Annotated in this window: 16 protein-coding genes; 8 read left to right on the top strand and 8 right to left on the bottom strand. The window is 66.3% G+C overall.

The window, feature by feature from the left end; translation table 11 throughout:
- Window position 1: 1 nt before the first annotated feature.
- Complete coding sequence (locus ACZ6S5_RS09500; RefSeq protein WP_465999477.1) at window positions 2-820, bottom strand: hypothetical protein; 819 nt, start codon at window positions 818-820, stop codon at window positions 2-4.
- An 11-nt stretch (window positions 821-831) separates the two neighbouring features.
- Window positions 832-5,310: an AAA domain-containing protein gene (locus ACZ6S5_RS09495; RefSeq protein ID WP_465999475.1), complete on the bottom strand. Its 4,479-nt coding sequence runs from the start codon at window positions 5,308-5,310 to the stop codon at window positions 832-834.
- Window positions 5,311-5,534: 224 nt separating this feature from the next.
- Between ACZ6S5_RS09495 and ACZ6S5_RS09490 the strand changes: the two genes are divergently transcribed.
- Both ACZ6S5_RS09490 and ACZ6S5_RS09485 read left to right on the top strand, forming a co-directional pair.
- Window positions 5,535-5,921: a hypothetical protein gene (locus ACZ6S5_RS09490; protein WP_465999474.1), complete on the top strand. Its 387-nt coding sequence runs from the start codon at window positions 5,535-5,537 to the stop codon at window positions 5,919-5,921.
- A gap of 20 nt (window positions 5,922-5,941) precedes the next feature.
- A complete protein-coding gene (locus ACZ6S5_RS09485; RefSeq protein ID WP_465999472.1) occupies window positions 5,942-6,445 on the top strand; it encodes a DUF6036 family nucleotidyltransferase in 504 nt (167 codons plus the stop codon).
- 56 nt (window positions 6,446-6,501) lie between these two features.
- Here the strand turns inward: ACZ6S5_RS09485 and ACZ6S5_RS09480 are convergent, their stop codons facing one another.
- The 5 genes from ACZ6S5_RS09480 to ACZ6S5_RS09460 all read right to left on the bottom strand — a co-directional run bounded on the left by ACZ6S5_RS09480 (window position 6,502) and on the right by ACZ6S5_RS09460 (window position 11,899).
- Window positions 6,502-7,722 (bottom strand): recombinase zinc beta ribbon domain-containing protein, encoded by a 1,221-nt coding sequence (locus ACZ6S5_RS09480; RefSeq protein ID WP_465999677.1) that lies wholly within the window; start codon window positions 7,720-7,722, stop codon window positions 6,502-6,504.
- A complete protein-coding gene (locus tag ACZ6S5_RS09475; RefSeq protein WP_465999470.1) occupies window positions 7,719-8,531 on the bottom strand; it encodes a recombinase family protein in 813 nt (270 codons plus the stop codon). The genes ACZ6S5_RS09480 and ACZ6S5_RS09475 overlap by 4 nt, the downstream gene beginning before the upstream one ends.
- Before the next feature lie 458 nt (window positions 8,532-8,989).
- Window positions 8,990-10,495, bottom strand: a complete 1,506-nt coding sequence (locus ACZ6S5_RS09470) for a hypothetical protein (protein WP_465999468.1) — start codon at window positions 10,493-10,495, stop codon at window positions 8,990-8,992.
- 236 nt (window positions 10,496-10,731) lie between these two features.
- Window positions 10,732-10,911 carry a hypothetical protein gene (locus ACZ6S5_RS09465; protein WP_465999466.1) on the bottom strand — a complete coding sequence of 60 codons (180 nt, stop codon included), beginning with the start codon at window positions 10,909-10,911 and terminating at the stop codon, window positions 10,732-10,734.
- A gap of 145 nt (window positions 10,912-11,056) precedes the next feature.
- Window positions 11,057-11,899 (bottom strand): IS5 family transposase, encoded by an 843-nt coding sequence (locus ACZ6S5_RS09460; RefSeq protein ID WP_465999676.1) that lies wholly within the window; start codon window positions 11,897-11,899, stop codon window positions 11,057-11,059.
- A 267-nt stretch (window positions 11,900-12,166) separates the two neighbouring features.
- Here ACZ6S5_RS09460 and ACZ6S5_RS09455 point away from each other — a divergent pair, with 267 nt between their 5' ends.
- The 6 genes from ACZ6S5_RS09455 (at window position 12,167) to ACZ6S5_RS09430 (ending at window position 20,460) form a co-directional block, all read left to right on the top strand.
- Complete coding sequence (locus ACZ6S5_RS09455) at window positions 12,167-13,951, top strand: LysM peptidoglycan-binding domain-containing protein (RefSeq protein ID WP_465999464.1); 1,785 nt, start codon at window positions 12,167-12,169, stop codon at window positions 13,949-13,951.
- Window positions 13,890-14,828: an AfsR/SARP family transcriptional regulator gene (locus ACZ6S5_RS09450; protein WP_465999462.1), complete on the top strand. Its 939-nt coding sequence runs from the start codon at window positions 13,890-13,892 to the stop codon at window positions 14,826-14,828. The genes ACZ6S5_RS09455 and ACZ6S5_RS09450 overlap by 62 nt, the downstream gene beginning before the upstream one ends.
- Window positions 14,829-14,949: 121 nt before the next feature.
- Window positions 14,950-15,153: a hypothetical protein gene (locus tag ACZ6S5_RS09445; RefSeq protein ID WP_465999460.1), complete on the top strand. Its 204-nt coding sequence runs from the start codon at window positions 14,950-14,952 to the stop codon at window positions 15,151-15,153.
- A 513-nt stretch (window positions 15,154-15,666) separates the two neighbouring features.
- Window positions 15,667-16,227, top strand: a complete 561-nt coding sequence (locus ACZ6S5_RS09440) for a hypothetical protein (protein WP_465999458.1) — start codon at window positions 15,667-15,669, stop codon at window positions 16,225-16,227.
- Between the two features lie 88 nt (window positions 16,228-16,315).
- Complete coding sequence (locus ACZ6S5_RS09435; RefSeq protein WP_465999456.1) at window positions 16,316-19,861, top strand: hypothetical protein; 3,546 nt, start codon at window positions 16,316-16,318, stop codon at window positions 19,859-19,861.
- A 266-nt stretch (window positions 19,862-20,127) separates the two neighbouring features.
- The gene (locus ACZ6S5_RS09430) at window positions 20,128-20,460 is read left to right on the top strand and encodes a hypothetical protein (RefSeq protein ID WP_465999454.1); all 333 of its coding nucleotides are present in this window, start codon (window positions 20,128-20,130) and stop codon (window positions 20,458-20,460) included.
- Window positions 20,461-20,620: 160 nt separating this feature from the next.
- Here ACZ6S5_RS09430 and ACZ6S5_RS09425 read toward each other — a convergent pair.
- On the bottom strand, window positions 20,621-21,004 hold a 384-nt coding region (locus ACZ6S5_RS09425; protein ID WP_465999452.1), incomplete at its 5' end, for an integrase core domain-containing protein.

The following is a 21,004-nucleotide window of genomic DNA, read 5'->3' as shown; positions in this document are numbered from 1 at the left end:
TCTATGCATTCAGTTGTTCGAGGTCGTTTAGTGCGGCTACGACGACGTTCCAGGCGATCCGGACAGTGTCGTCATCGGGCGAGTAGTGCTGCTTGATCTGCTTCTTTGGGTGTACCAGGTTGCGGTGATTGCGCAGTACGTGGGCGTAGTCGATCACGTCTCGAGCGACCCACTGTTTCTCGGCGGCCAAGTTGATCAGTGACTCAAGATGATCGGTGGGCCGCTCGCCTCCGGTGTGTTGAGCGAGCGCCACGTCATAGAGGACGCCTTCTAGCAGGCTTCCGAGCATGATGACGGCGGCGGTACAGGCACCGGATTGCCAGCAGATGTGGGCCTCGTTGAGCCGAGCGGTGAGGTGGCGGCCGAAGTCCCGGTCTTTCAGGATGTTGGCGAGGCTCGCGGTGAGTTCCAGCGGCACCTGCATGGTAGGTCGCGTCATTGTCGGGGTCTGCGTGACGAGTTCGGGCCGGCCCGATGCGTAGCGGATCTGATAGCCCTCCACGGCGAGTAGGCCGTTGAGGTCGTCGATGAGGTGGCGCCGAGCCTCGTCGTCGTCGAGATATTCGCGGGGATCGGCGAGGCGGAGCAGCAGTCGGCGGAGCCCACCAGGGTCGCGACGGCGACGCAACGTATGGAGGACCCATTCACGGCGACCGCCGTTGACGTCGCCTACGCGGCGCCAGCCTGCGGCCTCGAACAGGGCGGTGATCTGTCGGCCGGTCCGATAGTAGGGGGTGCTGTCGTCGCCGCAGATGAGGTCTGCGAGTCGGTCGAGGACGTTGCCGTCGAGCTCGACAGTGACCTCGCTGCTGTTGTTCATGGGATCAGTTGTCATAGGTTCTGCTCCTCATGCTCGAAAGGCAACGCGATCGGCTCCCAGGCATTGGCAGGAGTGTCCGATGCGCTCCGCGGGGAGATCCCACGTTCGGTGAGCCGGGCGAACAGGGTCGCTAGCTCCTTGTTGGCGTCGAGCTCGAACTCACTTTCGCGGATGCGGATGACTTCCCAGCCCATGCGGAAGAGTTCTCGGTCGCGACGCCCATCGGAGACGACGTCCGTCGGTCGGGTGTGCCAGCGGTGGCCGTCGCATTCCACCGCGAGCCTGCCGCCGCTTCCAACGACTACAAGGTCAAGCGTGCGCGACCCAACCTTGAACTGGGGCACCACGTGGTAGCCGCGACGTTTGAGGATTCGAAATACACGCTGTTCGAGCAAGGATTCGAACGGAGCGCACTGGCGGTCGGCGCTGACGCTCTTGAGGTCTGGCGAAGGTCCGAACACGGACGGCGGGTTCAGCATGTAGCCGATCAGTGAAGCCCGCAGGTCGTCGGGTTTGTAGTCTTTGGGCGGCACGGAGGTGAACAGCCAGAGTTGGTCGCGAGCGCGACTGGCGGCGACGTTGTAGTTTTGGTAGAGGTTCTCGCCGACCCGTCTGGGCGCCGCAGTGACGACTGTGGACAGGAAGATGACGTGACGCTCTGCTCCTTGGAAGGTGGGCGCCGAGCCGACGCTAATCTGGCGGGCGGCGCGGACTTCCGGTGCGATGGCCGCGTTGATCTCGTGGTCAAGGAGTTTGATTTGTCCGTGTCCGTGCAGCACGATAACGCCGAACGTCTTGCCCGCATATTTGGGATCGTTCAGGCATTCAAGCAGTTGCGAGACGATACGTTTCGCCTCTACCGGGTTGCGGATTGCCTGTGCAGATCCCTCCTGGTAGGCGCCCTCGACGTGAGAGACGCGCAGCGGATCCAGATCGGTAGCTTTCCTCTCACGCAACGGAATGATCTCACTGGCCCCGCGGTAGAACTGCTCTTTCGACCAGTTGATGATTTCAGGCATGCATCGGAAGTGTTCCCGTAAGCGGACGACGGCGTCTTTTCCGGATCGCGCCGAGAGGAGGCCGTACAGGTGAGCCTTAGGAGTGAAGTGATACCGGATTTCGGGATCAAGGTCACCCAGGTGCTCCGAAAGGGCTCGAAAGTGTTCGTCGAAGGTCCTGCCCATCCGATTGGGTGCCGGGGTGCATTGCTGGTCGTCGCCGACAACGATGATCCTTGGTGCCAGCCACAAAAGAAAGAGGTGTTCCAGCCCAACCTGACTCGCCTCATCAACGATGACTACATCGAAGGCATTGCGTTTGACGGTCAGATTCTCTAGGAGGCTTGGCAGGGGAATTACCCAGGCAGGCACGATGCTCTGTGCTTTGTCCATCGCCGCCTGCGCTGCCTGACGCAGCTCGCGAACCTTACGTCCGCCGCCGGCCCCGATCTGCTTGCGGAACCCGCGGAAGCTGCGGAGGGCCCGCATGTCGGCGTCGGTCATGCGGTTGACGAGCGCCCGAGTTGCTTCGGCCGCTGCGAGCTGCTCGGTGACCTGGGCAAGGTGTATTTCGACGTCGTCGTAGTCCCGTCTGACCTCTTGTTCCGTGCCGGCTGTGCGCTGTGCCCGCACGAAACGGTCCGCGTGGTACCAGGCCCACGCCGCAGGCAGATCCCGCATGCGGGCGTCCCAGCGAGGATCGAGGCAGCTGTCTTGCAGCAGGTGAAGCAGTTGCGGATGCGCACTGTCCAGTAGCTGCGTGAGTCTGAGGCGGCGCCGCTCGGCGTGCTGCTCGCGGCGCGCAGTGTCCAGTGCATCGATTGCGTGGTGGTATTTCTCGAGGGATCGCTGGTCGATGGCGGCGATGAGGAGTTCAACCTCGGGGCACGGTTTCTCGCGCGTCAGGTGCCTTCGGACTGCGTCGCGGTGTCCGGCTATGGCGGCCTGCGCTGCTCGCAGGCGGATGTGGTGGCGGGCGGCTGCGGTCGATGAGATCACCACGATGACGTCGTCAGTGGTGGGCATCCTGGTCGGCAGACCGGCGGCTTCCAGGTGGTCGCGGATGGTGGTGTGGACGGCGGCGAGTTGTTGGACGTGCTGAAGTAGGCGGTACGAATCTTGCAGCTCGGACAAGGTTGCGGTCACACGGCCAGGCGTGACAACGACTCCGACGTCGGCCCACAGCCGCAGGAGTTGAGTGGTTTCGATATGGACTTCTAGGTGGTCAAGCGCGGCGTCTAGCAGAGGCACCGTGGTCGGCGGCCTTCCATCGACGCGCATGCCGCTGATCAGTGCGGCGGCCTTGATGCGGGCCGGTTGGACGGCGAGAAGCGTGCGACAGGTCCGACTCGTTAGGTGAGTGCGGAGTTCGCGGCCCACGGCGAGCATGTGGCGGGCTTGCCCTAGGTCGAGTTCACCAGTGTTCGTGAAACGCACTTCCGCACCTAACGCGTGCATCCGAAGTTTGGCCTGCAGGCGCTCGGCGCGGCCGGCGACCTCGGCCACGTGCCGCCACAGGGATTGCCGCCGTCCCGAGAAGTGGTCTGCGATGGCACGTGCCACCCAGTTCGGCGACGACCCGGAGTCCGCGTCCACTCCGAGACGCTCCACGATTGCGGTGAAGCGCTGCCCGAGCAGATCCAGGTCCTTCAGCATGTCCTCACCGGCAGCCGCCAAGCGGGGCGCCCACACGTTGATGTGTTCCTGGACGGCGGCCGTGGCGTCGAGTTCGGCGTCGAACGCCTCGGCGAGCGCGGCCGGCGTAGGTAGGTTCGACAGGTCAGGGATCAGTTGGGCGAGGCGGGCAGATCGAGCCGGGTTCGTCGTTCGAAGCAGATGCACCAGTTCGGTAGCTTCCGCTGTCGTCAAGGGTGGCCTGTCGGGCAGGCCAGGTACGGCCGGCGGCATCCAGTCAAACTGCTTCGCGTTGCCCTTGACGTGGCGTGCGATCTGACCAAGTGATCCCCGGTAGAGCTCGGTGCTGAACCAGGGCACGACCGGGTCGTGAGCGATGAACTCCACCTCACGTAGCTGTTGAATGCGGCGGTTGAGGTAAGCGGACCGAGACCGCAACTCGTGCCGTTCGCCGCGAAGCGCCTCAACCTGCTTGGTCAGTTCCTCCGTATCGGCGTACGCGGTCAGGTGGGACAGAGCGTCAAGACCGAAGCCGACCTCGGTAGCCGCGTTTCTGCCATCAGTCATCAGCACGCAGAGATCACGCAACGACGTCGGTACCTTCTCGCGAAGCTCGCGCAGCGCCTGATCCTTCTGGCTCGTGACGAGCACCCGCTGACCGCGCGCCAGGAGCGCCGACACCAGATTGGCGATCGTGTGCGTCTTGCCGGTGCCCGGTGGCCCCTGAACCACGACCCCCGTCTCGGAGCGAAGCAGCTCGATGACGTGCATCTGCTCATCGTTCGTCGCCTTGGGAAAGAGAGGGTCGCTACCGAGCACGTCGCCCTTGACAGCGCCCTGACTCCTCAGCCACCCGTTACGCTGCTCGGGCTCCGTGTCCACCACAAGCTGAGCAAGTGCGACGGGAACCTGTGCGTCAGGTTGTCGCAGCGCCTCTCGGATGTGCTGGTAAGCCTCAGCAAGGAGCACCCGACTGCGCCGACGTACCAACAGCGCCGGCGACAAGCTGACCACCGGGAAGCTCGGCAACTCATCACCCGCCACCGCGGGATGGTCCTCCTGTTGTACCGCGGTATCCAGGCATTCCTCGATGAGGCTCACGATCGGAGGCAGCAAAGCTAGCCATGGAATGTCTCCGTCGACGATCTCCTGACGGTGATGCCTCCCACGCTCACTCCGGAACAGCTCCTGATCGCCAAGAAGTTCCCGGTCTTCGATCCTTCTACGTCCCGTCCCCATCGACACCGACACCTCGGCGGTCGCTCTGTCCAGTCGAGCGACTACACCCTCGGCCATGATGTGACGACGAAAACGGGTGCCGTCCGGCGCCGTCCACCGAAGCAGGCCGATCCCGAGAACGAACTCGTACTCGTCGTCCTGCTGCTCCATGGTCTTGGCAGCGCGCTCAAGTTGCTCGTACAACCGCCCGACAGCGTGCAGGCGCCGAGCCTCGTCGGACCATGCTTGCCACTGCTCAACCCAAGCGTCGAAAGCGCGCACGATCCGCCCCGGCGGCGCCCCGCGACTGTCGTCGCTGCGCAGCTGGGCGTCCAGCAGGCGTGGCACGGAACCAGCGAAACCGCCCATGGAGTCCATGTCGATCCACTCGTGTAGCAACTCCGGTGGCGCCGGCTCCGCCGGTGGCCGAGACGGACGCAGTCGCATGATCACGTCATCGGCGGGGCTAGCCATCCACTGAATACCCCGCGGCAGAGCATCGAGCCAAATGACCGGATCAGGCGCGTCTGGGTCCTCCAGAATGTCGCACACTGGGTCCCGCTCGACTGCGGCCGTCACGTCCGCGAGAAACTCGACCAGCTTCGTCGTCTTCTCGATCGCAATCTGACTGAGAGTCACGCTCGCATGCACCCCCTGTAAGTTCACGGCAACGCCACAGACTGCGCCGCCTTCCACCAAGATCACAAGAGCGATGCCGTAAGCGCAGCGTGAGTGAACGGTCCGAGCAGGGGTGCAGCAAGAAAATCGGGCCCCGTCGCCACCTCACCTCTGCGGTGTTCGCGAGCGGCGCCGCGATAGTCTGCAACGGATGAAGCTGTCCGCTCGAAGGTGAGGCTTGCCCGATGGGTACCAGCTACGAACCGATGAGTCTGGCCAGGCTGGCCACCCATCTGGTCTCCGCGGACACCGACCAGACTCGCTGGAAGCTCGTATGGGAGTTTCTCGAGGAGTACCGCTGGGAAACCGCCGAAACCAGGGTTGACCTGTTAAGCGATGAGCCCGGCCTAACCGGGGACCCGCGGTGGGACGCGCTGCTTGCCGCGGTCGCGGAGCATTTGCTAGCTCAGGCGGATCTTGCTCCGCCCGCATGGGTCGACGCACGTGTGCTGCGCCGGGCGTGGTTCCCGGCCGAACTGGCCATCCACCGGGCCGACGCCCTGGCATGGGCCCCGGCTGCATTCCGAAAGCATGGCGTGTACCTGTCCGTTCATGACCTGGCTGCGGCGTGAGCGGGTCAGACGGCGTCTTGATGGGGCGCCTGGAACTCGAACGCGCGTTCACTCACCTGGGCGATCGGCTTGCCCGTCGCGGGGTCGTCGCCGACATCTTCATTGTGGGTGGTGCCGCGATGGCGCTCGCCTACGATGCGAAACGGGTCACCAGGGACGTCGACGCGATGTTCGTCCCGCACGGGGTCGTCCTTGACGAGGCGCGTGCAGTGGCCGACGAACTAGGCCTGCCGCCGTGGTGGCTCAACGAGCAGGCCAGCGTGTATGTCTCCGGCAAGGACGACCCGGGCAGGCGACGGGTCTTCGACCACCCTGGCCTGCGCGTGATGGCGGCCTCGCCGGAGCATATCTTCGCGATGAAGGCGCTCGCGGCGCGGACCCGCGACGTGGACGACCTTCGGACCCTGGCGGCGCTGGCCAAGGTGGCGACAGTGGATGACGCCCTACGTCTGTGCAGCGACTTCTACCCTGACGAGGTCATTTCGCCGCGGGCCATGGGAGTCATCCGCGAACTGTTCGAGTAGGTCGAGCACTGCCGCCGAGTGCTTGAAGGACCCCGGCAGTACCGGTCTTCAATTGGTTAGCCTGTGTATTTCGCGCGTCGCAAGAGCGAGTTGGCCGAATCCGTTGAAGTTCGAGGCAAGCCACCGAGAGGCAGGACCTGTTTGGGGTCTCGCCTGAGTGAGTGTTCGGCGACGGCGTGGCGGTCTGCCCAATCGAGTCCAGGACCCGCGCTGCCTGGAAACGGCGGATGCTTGTGTGTTCGCGCCACGAACACACCAGGGCGCAGGCCGGCGACGCCCGGCGCAGCCGAAAGGCAAGCACTTGAGCCAAGTCTGGCCGTACCGTAATCTACGAGCATGCGCACTCGAAATGTGCACAGATGATACGTACAGGTGTTCGAATCCCCCCTCGGACACAATTTAGTACATGATCCACTTGGGGTTGCCTGAGCGGATATCGTGCGGGCTGTCGGCCGGTAAGTCAGGGTCAGCCCCAGCTCGCGGTAGATCAGTGCCTTGTCGGCGGGGTCGGCGTCGCGGAGCACGGTGGTGATGTTTCCCAAGGCTTCTATGATGCGCTGGATCTCGTCAGCGCTCATCGTCCGACGTCCGGTGAGGCGACGCAGGGTGGCCTCGGCGGTGACCTGTTCGGCTTGCACGTCGGCGATCCACCGGCTGACGACGGTGGGGTCGGCGCCGCTGTCGAGAGCGGCGCGGTAGCGGTCCAGTCGACTGGTGCATGTGGCGAGGGTTTCCCGTGCGGCTTTGATCCCCTGTTCGTCGACGTCGTCGTACTGCGCGTCGGCCATGGCCTGCACAGTTGCGGTGAGTCGGCTGGGTGAGAAGGCTCGGGCGAGCCATGGGTCGAGTTGTTCGAGAATGTGGTCCTCGCGGACGTAGACGCTGCGGGGGTGGGCGATGCGGTTGGCGTCGGCGTACTCGGCGGCGTAGGTGCAGCGGTAGTGGTTGCGGTCGTTGTTGAAGCTGCCGATCATGCGCCGCTGGCAGATGCCGCAGTGCAGGAGGCCGGACAGCACGTAGTTGCGTTTGCTGGCCCGCGGTTTTCTGGTTCCGTCGGGGCGCCTTCCCGCGGTGGCGATGAGGGCTTGCACGCGGATGAAGGTCTCGTCATCGACCAAGGCATCGTGCGCCAGGGCACCTGAGTAGATCCATTCCTCGGCCGGGTTCCACCGCATCTTGGTCTCGTGCCCGAGGGCGACGTCGTCGACATCGATGAGGATTTCGGCCTTGCGTTGTTTGTTCCAGACCTGCCGGCCGGTGTAGCGGGGGTTGGTCAGGATGACCCGGATGGCGCTCTTGCTCCACGCCGTCTGCGGTGCGGGTTGCGCCGTCGGTCGTAGGCGGAGGGGGAGAGGATGCCGTTGCGGGTGAGTCCTTCGGCGATGGCGAGGATGCCGTTTCCGGCGAGGTACTCGGCGTAGATGCGCCCTACGACGGCTGCGGTGAGCGGGTCGGGTTCCAGGCGGTGCAGTCGCCGACCGTCGGCCGCCTTGCTCGGATTTGGGTGGGGGCCGGCGTCGACGAGTCGGTAGCCATAGGGCGGTCGTCCGCCGAGGAACCGTCCTTCGGTGGCGGCTTGGGCGGCCATGGCGCTGCGCACTCGTACCTTGATGCGGTTGCGCTCGCCCTTGCTCATGCCGCCGTAGAGGGCCATGACGAGGTCGTGTGCGTCGCTGCCCGGGTCGACGGCTCCGCCGACCTCCGGCACCCATAGCCCGACACCGTAGTGCTCGAACAACGGGAAGGTGAGCCCGAACTGATTGCCGTAGAAGGCGCGTTGCGGCTCACCGATGACCACGGCGTCGAAGCCGCGCCGCGGGTCGCGGAGCGCGGCGAGTAGGCGGGCTGCCTCGCGGCGGCGTTTCCACGGCACCGAGCGGGACAGGCCGACGTCGAAGAACTCGGCGACCACCTCCCCGCCTGCTGGCTCGATCAGCGCTCGTGACCGGGAGAGCTGCCAGGCCCGGGAGGCTTCCGGGTCCTGCTGGTCCTCAGTCGAGACTCGCCCGTAGAAGGCGAAACAACGAAGCGGCTGAGGAGCAAGAGTGCGCACCGTGGAGACATGGTTCTTGTCTGTCCATTCCATTGCTATTCTTCCTTGCTCTGAGGGTCACGAGTTCGTTGATGCGCGGCCAGCAGCACTCGTAGCAGTGCGCGCGCGGCGACCTGGTTGAGATTGGGCGGATCCGCTGGCGCGATTACAGTCAGTCGCCGCGGGTCCTGTTTGTGTGTAGGCTGTTCCTTGGGGTAATTGTATTCGGGTTCCTGGGAAACCGGGAAATCTGGATTGTGTGGTGTCATAGGCGCTCCAGGGGGTAGCGGCCATCGTTTGATTGGCCTGACACGAAACTGTCATCGGGTGCCTCCCTTTGGTGGCTTGACAATTGCGAAAATAGAAAGCCCGCAGAGCGTGAGCTCTGCGGGCTCGTCGTTATACGACGACATGAAGGCGAAGCGGGGCCGCCGAACTGGCGGTGGGGCCTACGCTGTTTGAGTCGCTATGGGGCTATCCGGTCACGGCGGCAAGTAGCTCAGCGGCAGTCGTCAGAGGGTTTGTCCGTCGATGACGCGGCGTAGTACTCGCCCGGTGGCCGGGAACGCGAGCCGCAGCGTGTGTGCGGTGAGTGCGATGGCCCACCAGGTGACGGCGACGAGGTATCCGATTATCAGGGCGCTGTTGGTGTCGTAGGTGACGACGATGGCGTAGCCGATGGCGAGGCCCGGTGCGGCGATGGCGCGGGTGGTGCGGTTTCGGATGGCGGTCAGGGAGGTGGCGACGCCGATGAGCGCAGCTCCGGCGCTGGCGATAAGGCCGGGCATGCCGATTACGTCGACCGGTGGGGTGAGCGTGAGGGCGGCGCGCATGAGGTAGATGCCGGCGGTGGCGATGGCGGCCTGCAGGATCGCCGGTCGAGTACGGGCCAGCCAGGCGGGCAGCGCTGGAGCGGGGATTCGGGGTGCGGTAGCGGCGATGACGGCGGCGCAGACGGCAAGCGGCAGTGCAGCGCCGAGTGTCCATCTCAGGTATGGGCTGTAGTCGAATTCGACGGAGGTCCCGGTGGCGAGGCCGTAGAGGGCGGCGGCGATGACGCCGCCGACGGCGGTGGTGAGGTATCCGCGTCGGATGAGGCTGCCGGTCGTGGGTTCGGGTGTGGACGGGGTGGGCGCTCCGGCGAGCCAGGTGGTGGGGGCGAGGTGCGCCACGGCGAACGCGGTGAGCATGGCGAGCGCCCCTGCAGCCCCGAGCTCGGGTAGCGAGAGGCGGACACCGACGACCTGGACGGAGTAGATGGTGGTGATGTCTGCGGTGAGGATGGCTTGCAGGAGCAGGATGAGCGAGCAGGCGCCGAGGAGGACGACAGTGGTCAGGTCCCGGATGCGTAGCCGGACTCGTGGTAGCTGGCTGTCGGCGGCGGTGGTTGTTGCCTGATGGTGGGGTGCGGTGAGGGCCAGCGCGCCGTCCGCGAGGGCGTGGGAGTGCGCGGTGAGGGTGGTAGGTGTGAGATCGGTAGCTGCGGCGAGCCGGTCTCGCAGGCCCGGGACTGCTTCGGCTTCGCGATGAATCACGCCGCCGAGGTGCCGGCGGTCCACGTCGGCCGCGCCGAGGACGTCATGAACCGCCGCGTCTACCTCGTCGAGGAGGGGCTGGGCGGCCTCGGCGACATCGTCGCGGGTGATGACGGCGGGCTTGCGGGGCGCGGGAAGCAGGACTGGCGCGCGGTCCTGAGTGGCCAGGAGTTTCCTGGCCTGACGGACGGACTCGACCAACGTTTCGTCTTGCCCGTGTGTGGGTTGGGCTGTCTCGGCTCGTATCGGGTCGTCGACCGTGGTGTTGGCGTCGATGATTAGCTGGGCGAGAACCTGGTCCAGGGCGCGGGTGGGATTGATCGATCGGGTTGCGAGTTCGCGGTATCCGTCGGGGTCGGTCTGGAGGACGGTCAGGGTGATCGGGTGCCGGTCGGCCTGGCAGATCAGCAGGCATGACCCGTCAGGAGTGATGCCTTCGTGGGCTCTGGCGTAGGCGGCGAGTGCTGCTGGCGCGGTGACCATGGCGGGGGCGGGCAGGCCGGCGCCGGCCGCGGCGTCGGTGAGGTGTCCTCGTCGGCGCGGCCCCCAGCCCGAGGGGATGGTCACGGTGAGGGCGGTGACGGGTTCCGCGGCCTGGCGGGCGGCCTGGTCGGCGACGTGCCGTAGCTGCCCGGCGAGTAGCTGCACGACATCGACCGGCGAGTCGGTCCCGGCGCTGGTGAGCAGCTCCAGCGGTTCGTGGATGAACTGGCGATTCCCTAAAGGCTCTGGTGGTGCGGTAACCCGTGCAGGTGACCGGTGGGGTCGAGCGCAATGCCGTGCGGCATGACGAGGCGGCCGTTGAGCATGACGGGGATGCGGGCACCGTGCAGGTCGGTGGTGGCGGCGATGGCCGACGAGCTCAGATCGATCGACAGTCGGATGCCCCCGCTTGGCATGAGCGGCAGTGTCCCCCGACGGGGGAGTAGACCGTCAACCACCTTCTCACCGCGTGATCCTTTGTGCGCGCATGGTGAGAATCCTTCTCCACGGGATGGCCGTCGCCGCGCCTCGTCGTGTAAGAGGCCGCGCAATTAGGCGGGTTCATGGTCGGCGGGTGGTGCGGGTGTCCCAGCGGTAGAGGGTCCAGGCCTGGCGGATGAGGCTACGGACGGTGATGATGGCGTCGGCGAGGTCGAAGTAGGCGTGGACGACTGTCTCCTTGCGTTCGTAGCAGCGTTGGAGCCGGTTGAAGGCGTTGTGCCAGGCGTTCGTGCGTTCGATGTGCCACCGTCCGGTTGCCTGGACGGGGGCCTTGACGCCTTTGCGGGCGATCTCGCCGGTCAGGCCGCGTCGGGCGAGGAGGTCGCGGGTCGCGGCGGAGTCGTAGCCGGCGTCCAGGTGCACGGTGATGTCGTCGGGCAGGTGACCGAGGTCTTCGAGCCGGTCGAGGGTGGGTTCCAGCAGCGGGGAGTCGTGGCGGTTGGCGCTGGCCAGGACGCGTCCCAGCGGGATACCGCGGGCCTCGACCATCATGGAGCGTTTCATGCCTTGTTTGCCGCGGTCGACCGGGGACCTGCCGGCGGCCTCGCCGCCGCCGGGGGCCTTGGTGATGCACCCGTCAACGGCGATGTCGTCGAGCAGCAGGCCGACGATGCGGTCGTAGGCGTCGAGCGTGATTGTCTTGAGCTGGGCGAACACGCCGAGGTTGATCCATTCGTCGCGGCGGTTGCGGATCGTGGTGGCCGAGCAGGTCGAGTCGGCGATGGCCTCGTACGAGCAGCCGAACCGCAGCACTTGCAGGAGCTTGTCGAACACGATCCGGTCGGCGACGCGTCGGCGGTGGCAGCCCAGGGGGTGGCTCGGATCGGTGGCGGGTCGTGTGGGCAGCAGCGCGGCGAACTGGTGCCACAAGGGGTCACTCAGCCAAGATGGGACAGCGGGCACAGGCGTTCCAGTGATCACTAGGCGTAGGAACCTTCATGATCACTGATGCCTGTGCCCGTCTCCTACCCGCCCGACCCCCACTGACCTATTTGCGCGGCCTTTAAGCGGAAAGAAGATCAGCGTCAGGCGCGGGGGAGGAGACGCATGCCGCAGGAGCCCCCGGTTCGAGGTGACCGGCTAACCGACTACGTGCGCCCCACGGTCTACACCCCACGCCTTGCGTCACCGTCCCGCCGTCGCACGGCGAGGGCGGCGACCGTGGTCCGGGTGACCCGCGCCTTCATCGGCGCGGTGGCCTTCCTGGGCGGGATACCTGCGCTGCTGTTGTTTTTCGGCGGTAGTCCAGTTCGGCGGCTGCCGTCGTGGCCGCAGGTGGTGGCGTGGTTCGATCAGCCGAGCGGACGGTTCACCCCGACCGTACTCACCGGCGCGGCCATCTGGGCACTGTGGCTGCTGTGGGCTGCGCTGGCGCTGCTATTGGTCGCCGAACTGCTCGCACTCGTGACTCGGTGGCGGATCCCGGTCCTGCGGCTCCCCGCACCGCTGCACCGGCTCGTGTTCGGCCTGGCCGGTACCGCGGCGATCGCCGTCACCTCCGTCGGCAACCTCAACCTCGCCAGCGGCGGCGACAGGTCGCCCGCCGCCATCGCTTCGCCTGAAAGGGTCATTCCTCGGCAAGCCGTTGCGCGAGGACCCGCGCTGATCCAGGTCGCCGACACCCGCTACATCTACACCGTCGAACGACACGACACCCTGTCCAAGATCTCTGAGGAGTGGCTCGGCGACGCCAGGCGGTGGCCAGAGATCTGCCGCCTGAACAAACACCGCCACTTCCCCCGAATCGGCGGCACTCTACGCGACTGCGACCTCATCTACCCCGGCTGGGACCTGCGGCTGCCCGCTGATGCCCGCCCACCCCAGACTGCCACTCCAGCAACCCCGGACCCGTCTCGTCCTACGACGCCACCACCGGCGACGGTCACCCCTGGGCCATCGCCGAGCGTCGGGGCAGACGCGCCGAGTCCGACCGTGTCGCCCAAGACGACGGAGCACGAATCAGCCGCCACCCCCGACAGCACTGCACCGGCAACCCCGAGCGTGCGAGAGTCAACCCCCTCTAACGAGCCGGCGAACCCCATCCCCGCTGCCACGGCGTCGCCGTCCACCTCACCAACCGCTGGCTACACGCGAAACCCGGGCGTGGCGACCGACGAGCACGGGGTACAGCTCTCACCAGCCAATTGGCTGCCCTGGTCACTCGCCGCCGCGATCGGCACCGCGGCTGCTCTCGTGTGGCGTCAGCGGCGGCGCCGCTACACCGGTGAACCCGACGATGACCCGCCCACCGAGCTACCGCCCGCAGTGGTCGAGCTGCGCCGCGCCGTGGCCCGTAACCCCAAACTTCCGGACCCCGATGCCGATGACACCGAACCACCCGCATCGGTGCCCGACCTCGCCCCCATACCGACAGGCGGAATCGGGATCGTCGGTGACGGCGCATCCGCTGCCGCCCGAGCAACGCTTGTCGCCGTGCTGGCAAACAGCGGCCCTTTCCACCCCGACGCACGCGGTGAGGTCGTCATCGACGCCACTACTCTGGCCATGCTGTTCGGCCCAGACACAGTCGCCGTTGGTCCGTGGCCGCGCCTGCTCGTGGCCGACGGCATCGAGGATGCGCTCACCGTCGTTGAGTCCCTGCTGCTGCGCCGCAGCCGCATCCTGAACGAGCACGCGCTAACCGACCTGGACGAGCTGCGGCGGGCCGGGCCCGACGAGAAAGCGCTGTCGCCGGTCATGCTCATCACCGAGACCCCACCCGCAGACGTCCGTATGCGCGCTGAGTCAGCTCTCGCGCTGGGCCGAAATCTGCACGTGTCCGCCTTGCTGCTCGGCGAATGGGCACACGGCGCCACCGTCGAGGTCGCCCCAGGACGGACACACCAAGCTCATCTCCGGGCAGCCCGTCGAACCAGTGCCGCCGCGGCTGCCCGTGCTCGAACCAGCCACAACGATCCAGATCCTAACCACGCTGCGCGAAGCACAGACCGGTGAACCAGCCACCACCGCCTCACCAGCCGTACCGGTCACGGTCGTTCCCCTGCACGCCAGCCGCGCACAGAACACGCCGGACGCCATCGACCTACCCGCTCCGGTCATCCCCAAGCCCAAATCCGGCACCCCGTCAAGAAGGGCGCGGCTGCGCGTGCTCGGCTCGCCGCGCATCGAAGACATCACTGCGGAAGGCCGGCCACTACGAGCCAAAGCCCTCGAACTCGCCGTACTCCTGGCCTGCCATCCCGACGGCCTCACCACCCGCGACATCGGCGAATACCTCGAACCCGACGCCCGCATCAGCCAAGCCGACCAACGCGTACACACCAACGCCTCGAACCTGCGGCACGTCCTTGGCCGCGCCGGCACCGCCGACACGAAGAACGCCTACGTCATCAAGACCGCCGGACGGTACCGGCTCGATCCCACCACCGTGGACGTCGACGTGTGGACCCTCCGCGACCTGCTGCGCGTCGCGACCCTCGCCACCGAGCCACGCCGTCGCGAACTGCTCACCGCCGCTTGTGACCTCTACACCGCGCCCCTCGCTGTCGGCCAAGACTACGAGTGGTTGCAGCCGCACCGCGAGACGGTCCGTCGCTGGGGCACCGAAGCCCACCTCCTACTCGCCGACGACCTGCTCGACCACGACCCGCAGGCCGCATCCGAGCTTTTCGACAAAGCCATCGGACTCGACCGCTACAACGAAGCCCTTTACACCAAAGCCATGCACGCCCGCCACGCCCTCAGCGACCCCGACGGCATCCGCACCCTCCTGCGCGCCCTGACCAAAGCCCTCGCCGACCTCGACGCCGAACCACAAGACGACACGATCACGCTCGCCACCCAACTCCGCACCAGCCTCACCGAGACATGACCGCCTCTGCACCACTGCGCCAACTGCCCGAAAGCGTCACACGGTCACCGGGTGCGAAGTCGACGTGACCCGGCGCCGAGATGGCCGACATCGGATGGCTTCCGTCTGCCGTGGCGCGACGATGCTTCCGCGCCGTTGGCTGCTCTACGCGGGGCAGCGCCTTGAGGCGGTGGAGCTCCTGGAGTACGCCGGGGGTGACCTGGCGGACGGCACCGTGGCGCTGGGCCTCGCCGATGGCTGGCTGACGATCTACAACGCGCTCGACGAAAATGGGATCGAGGTCGGCGAGATTTCCCCGCAGTACCGCCGACACCGGTTCAACTGAGCCGCAATCCTTTCAACTCGACCAGGCAAGGCGGTCGACGGCATGGGCGGACGCCCGTGGAGCCGGGCGCACTACGATTGGGGCCCGGCCTGCCCAACGCGCGGCGCCGGTACCGCGCGTCACTGAACCCAGGGGTGGCAGCACCGTTCGAGTCGGGCCAGGCTCCGGGGAGCCCGCTCAGATTGAGCGGGCTCCCGAAACGATCAAGCCGGGCCCAATAGCTACGTGCAGCCGTGCGGAACGCGGCATGTGAGTAGGTCAACCATCGGCGGTTGGGTAGGGCAAGCACCTTGTCCGGCCACATGTGACGAAAAGCGGCGCGCCGATGGAGCCAGTCCACCACGATGATCACTCCATCGGAGACAATCGCGCCAACATCCCGGGGACTACTGTCAACGGATCCGTCGGTCGGCCAGCAAGGATGCTGGTCCGGCGGCGCGGCCGGCTCGGCAACTGACGGTGGTGCAAATCTTGGCGGGACGGGCCGAATCCAACCACGGCGAGGGGACGTCGATGAGTCTGCTGGAGACCCTGATGACGCAGGTGCCGGCGCTGATCGGTGTGGTGGTCGGCACTGTCGGCACGATCATCGCCACGACAGTGGCTGAACGGGCCCGGTGGCGGCGCAGTCAAGTGGTGCGATGGGACGAGCGGCGGCTGGACGCCTACGCCGATTTCACGCGTGCCGTGAAGGAGATCCACCTGCTGGCGCTGGGAATGCTCAGCGCCCACCGGCCCGGCGCGCGTACCCCCGCACTTGGCCGCGAGGAGGGGTTAGCCCGGTTGGCTGAGGCGGATGTGCGGCACACGTTGACCTGGGAGGCGGTTCTGCTGCTCGGTGATGAGGTCACCGTAGGGGCAGCCTCCGCGTGGCGTCACGCCGTACGAGCTCTGGAGCAGGCGGCGCGTTCCTTGCCGGACCCTCCCGACGATCTTACGGACCTGGTCCGGCGGGCCGATGAAACTCGTGACGGCTTCTACCGGGCCGCGCGAGGCAGCCTCGGTGTCCGCGGCGGCACCATCGACCAGGTGCGGCGGCCAGCCGACAATCAGGTGCCGGCCATACGCCTCTGACGTAGCTCCGTGGCACGAGCACTACGCGGCATGAGCGGACGCCGTCTCAGACGCCACGGACGAGAGCAAGGGGTAGGATATAGCGCTTGTGGATCTCGTAGCTCGCCTGCTGAATACACTGGCGAACCAGCCCGTGCATCCGGCCGAGTTCGAGCGATGCGCGTGTGCACTCCTGCAACCGCGCTATCCGGGCCTTTCTGCCGTCGAGGGCGGCCACGACTTCGGGCGTGACGCCGACATCTACTTTCCGTTCGGTAGTGGGGACACGCGTAGCCGGGGACGACTTCTCGTTACGACCGGTGATCCGGCCGCGAATCTTCGGACTGGGCTGCGGCGGATGCGGGAGGAGGGCCTGTCCGTCGACTTGGTGGTCATCGCCTGTATCCGGGCAGTCAGTGCCCGTGAGCGAGCCACCTTGAACGACATCTGCGCGGAGTGCGAACTGGACCCGCCGCATGTCTACGCCCGCGATTGGTTCGTGGCCGAACTCGTCCGCGAGCCGGTGTGGCGGCAACGGCTGCTCGGCATTGGTGGCGAACTCGGTGCGCTCGTCGACCGGCCGCTGGAGATGCTGGAGCAGGCGACGGTCTCGGTCGCTTTGGTCGGTCGGGATATCGAGCTGTCGATGCTTCGCAACGTGATCGCGGACGGCAAGGACGCGGTCGTGACGGGCGTCCCGGGCGTCGGGAAGACCCGGGTTCTGGCTGAACTCGATCGATCGGTGGTGTTCCTGGAGCAGGCGGAGCCGGGCCGGGTTATTGATCATTTGCTGTTGCGGTCCCCGTCCGCTGTGGTGGTAGATGATGCGCACGCCCGTGTCGACGAGTTGCGGGTCTTGCGGCGTGCGCGCCTGCAGGAGGACCTTTCCTATTCGATCATCGCGTCTACCTGGCCCAACATGTTCGACGCCGTCGTCGAAGAGCTGCCCGGAGCCGAGGCCGTTCCGATCAAGCTGCTCGAATTGGCGGATATGAACTCGCTCGTCGAGTCGGTCGGCGTCACGGCGTATCGGGCGAGGCAGATCGTTCTGCGCCAGGCAGAGGGGCGCCCAGGTTGGGCACTTGCGCTCTGCGAACTCTTCGTGAAAGGCGCTGGCTACGATGTTGTGAGCGGCGCAGCACACCTGGCGAACGTGGAGCGCTTCCTCCGTCGGGCCACCGAGTCCGAGACTGCCCTTGACGCTCTCGCATGTATGGCGGCTCTGGGCCACATCCCTGTTGAGACGTTGCACAAACTTGCACCGCTGCTGGGGGTTCCGCCCGCTGAGCTGGTCGGGCTGGTGAGCCGGCTCAGCCGTAACGGGCTGGTCGACCAGGCCGGGGGCGGCTGGTCTGTTCAGGCGAGCCTGCGGGCGCCGTTGGTCGCCCGATGGTTCTTCACCGATCCGCCTGGACGTCCGTGGTCAACGCTGCACGAGGCGTTCCCCGACCGGTCGCTCGACTTAGCCGGTGCGGTTGTGGCGGCAGCGCACACTGGGTCTGCGGCCGCTCGGAGCGCGGCGGAAACCTGGGTGACATCGCTGCCAGAGTCGGCGAGCTGGGACACGGCGATCTTCGCGGTTGCGTCGGAGTACTCGACGTTGGACGAGAGTGCCGCCCTATGCGCGGTCAAGCACGCCCGAACGGCGCTAGCCGCGCCGCGCGAGACCGTCCGGATCGGGGAGGTCAGCCTCGACCCGGTCGGGGACGCCTCCGCCAGATTGTTGACCCGGGCCGCCCGTGGGTGGCTATTGCCCGAGGCCGTAGCGGGGCTGCTCGATCTGGCCGTCGGCGACAATCGCCTGCGCCACCAGACGCCAGCGCACCCGCTGCGCGTGCTTGGCGACCTGGCCCGACATGTTGACCCTGACTACGGTACGGCGGTCGAAATCCGGGAACGTCTGCTCGACGGCGCGCTCGGTTGGCTGGCCGAGAATGCCGAACCTCACCGGTGGATCGTCGCGGCGGAGCTTTTCGCCGCCGTCTTCTCGGTCGAGGCGTCGGGAAGCTGGACCGAGCCGGGCGCCCCGTACACGATTACCGTCTCCCAGGGGATCGAGAACGCGCGACATCTCGCGCGGCTGAGGGCGATGTGGGAGCGCATCGCAGAAGCCGTCAGCACCGACCAGGAGGCGGAGCGGCCTCGCTGCCCGCCGGAGGCGCTTCGATCCCTGCTCGACTTGGCTGGCGAGTGGCTGCGCCTCGGTATGGGCTTCTCGTTCGGCCAGACCGAGCCGACTGATGAACAAAAGCAGATTGCCGCCGACGGTGGCCGCGAGATCCTTGAATCGCTTCGGCCAGCCCTGCAGCGAGTACCAGGACTCGCGCTGCGCGCTCAGCGTCTAGTCTTCGACCTTGAGCAGCGCGGTCAGGCCGCTGGCGGCCTGATCCAAGCCTTCGAACTTGATTCTGATCTAGAAGATTTTGTCGGACGGCACGACCCCTACCTGGCCGACGATCTCAATGCCGCGTTGCAGGAGCGGGGCGCCGCTACCGATGCTCTCGCCCGCCGGCTTGCCGCCCTCGGGCCGGCCCGTGGCATCGCCAGGTTCATTGGACTACTCCAACAGGGAGGGTTGGCAGTCGAGCATCTCAGTGGAGGGTGGATCGCGGAACGAATGAAGCTGCACATGAGCGACCCGGCGGCCTGGTACCAGGCCGCCGCCGCGGCCGGTGAACCCTCGCTTCTGCACGCCGCTACGGAGCGCTGCTTGGCAGAAGGCCCAAACGCGCTGCCTGAGGCTGCAATTGCCGAGGCCCTGCGCGGCCCGAAGCTGCGCGCCGCGGTGATTACCGCGATGCTCGCACGTTCGGTGGTCGATGACCTCGCTGCACTTGTAATCGGAGATCTGCGGGCAGAGGACGCTCCGATGCTCCACCGGCTGTTCACCCGCGACGCGCCAGACGATGTCCTGCGCCAATTGCTCGTGCACCCCATCCCGGCGATTGCCGCTGCCACAGCGGTGAGCTTCGGCGTCGGCCAGAAGCACGGCCCGGCCTTACCCGAGCAATGGCGGCCTGAGTGGGAGGAAGCTATCCGCCGTCTGAGAGCCGAAGATCTTGACAAGCACGGCAAGTGGCGTACCGGCGAGTTGCTCAAGCACCTCGCGGAACATGAACCGGACCTGTTCGAGGCATGGTTTGAGCGCCAGCTCGACGGAGCGGACGAGAAGGGGTTCATCTTGGCTCCCGAACCCCGTGGATGCGAAAGACTCCTTGGGAAGCTGCCCCAGCCGCACCGCGAGCGCCTCGCTCGTCGATGTGCGGGTCGGCCCTGGATTGGCAAGAACCTGCTGGCCTACCTCGTCGGACGGGATCAGGAACTCGCAGAGCGATTCCTCGATGACAGGACCGTTACGCCCGACGGGCTCCTCGAAGTGGTTATGGGTGGGCGGAACGAGACGCTCGAAGAGATCGGGCCGCTGCTGTTGGAGCGCGGTGTCGCACCCGAGCGGATCGCCGCAGCCGCTGGCGGCCTGGTGTCAGGTTGGGGGCCGGAGTCGGCAAGGCATCAGGAGATTTTCGAGTACTTCAGCGGATTGGGTGAGCGTGTACCCGCCCTTGCGCCGGTGGCCGAGGCGGGCTGCCTCCAGCAGGCCACGCTTCGAGAGCGGGCTGAAGTCCGCGAGCGGGAAGAGCGTGTTCGCGGCTGGTGACGCCAATACCTGCATCAACGAGAAAGTTTCCGTCGATGCTGGTCCAAGCCAGATGTGCTGTGGCCCATCGTCTCCGTCTCCGAGGCTGCGGTCGTCGGGTTCACGCATCTCCGGTCGACGGACTACTCACAACGTGCGATCTCGTGTCGTCGCACCGGCTCGCGGCATGAGCGGCTACCAAGTGGGAGTCATCGGCTCCCGGGCGGGGCAGATGGCGTCAGCCTTTGGGTGGGATGCTGCTCCGGAATCCGTCGAGGGTGGGTGCCATGGTCGACGATGAAGGGCTGGACCTGGCAGAAGAACTGGTCCTCTGCCCTCTGGAAGATTCACCGCTGCCCCTGTGCGAACTCGGCTGGGCCGAGGCACCATCACGGCAACAGGTCGCTGCGGTCCTCGGGCCGGGGCTGGTCTCGTTGGTGGCCCGCGGCCTCATCGAGGTGCGCCGCTTCGACGGCTGGCCGGCGCAGTGGGAACGAGGCATTCCGGTAGCCGGTGACGATCTTCTGCGTGAGAGTAGACGCGTCGAAATGTGGTCCGATGATTCGGCTCACGGCATGCTAGCGGCTCACATCACCAAAGACGGCATCAGATACCTGTAGTCGCCAGCACGCACCCCGGCTGGCGCTCTTCCGAAAGCTTGGGCTTGTTGATCCACGCCTGCATTCGCTCATCGGCAAAGCCGCTAGCGCTGGCTACGTCCCGGAGGCCATGTAGGCGGCGAGGATGTGGGTCTGCTGCACCGGCAGGTGACAGGTGTAGTCACGCGGCCTGACTGGCCGGTGGGTGCATGATGGTCTCGAAGTCAACGGGGGTCAACCGGGACAGTGACCGCTGGCGTCTGCGGCGGTGGTAGGTCCGTTCGATCCAGGTCACGATGGCGATCCGGAGTTGTTGGCGGGTTGCCCATGATCGCCGGTTGAGGACGTTGTTCTGCAGGAGTCCGAAGAGCGATTCCATGGCGGCGTTGTCGCCGGCGGCGCCGACGCGGCCCATCGATCCGGCCATGTGGTGGCGGTTGAGGGCTCGGACGAATTTCCTGGACCGGAATTGCCTGGTTTCAACCGGTCGTTGCAACGCCTGCTGGTTGGAGTGACCGTAACTGCTCGTCGAGAGCTTCGGCGGGCGTCTTCCAGCCGAGGACCT

Source organism: Micromonospora sp. NPDC051924, from assembly GCF_055586005.1.
The sequence above is the reverse complement of the archived record's forward strand: the minus strand, read 5'-3'. Positions and strand labels throughout refer to the sequence as shown.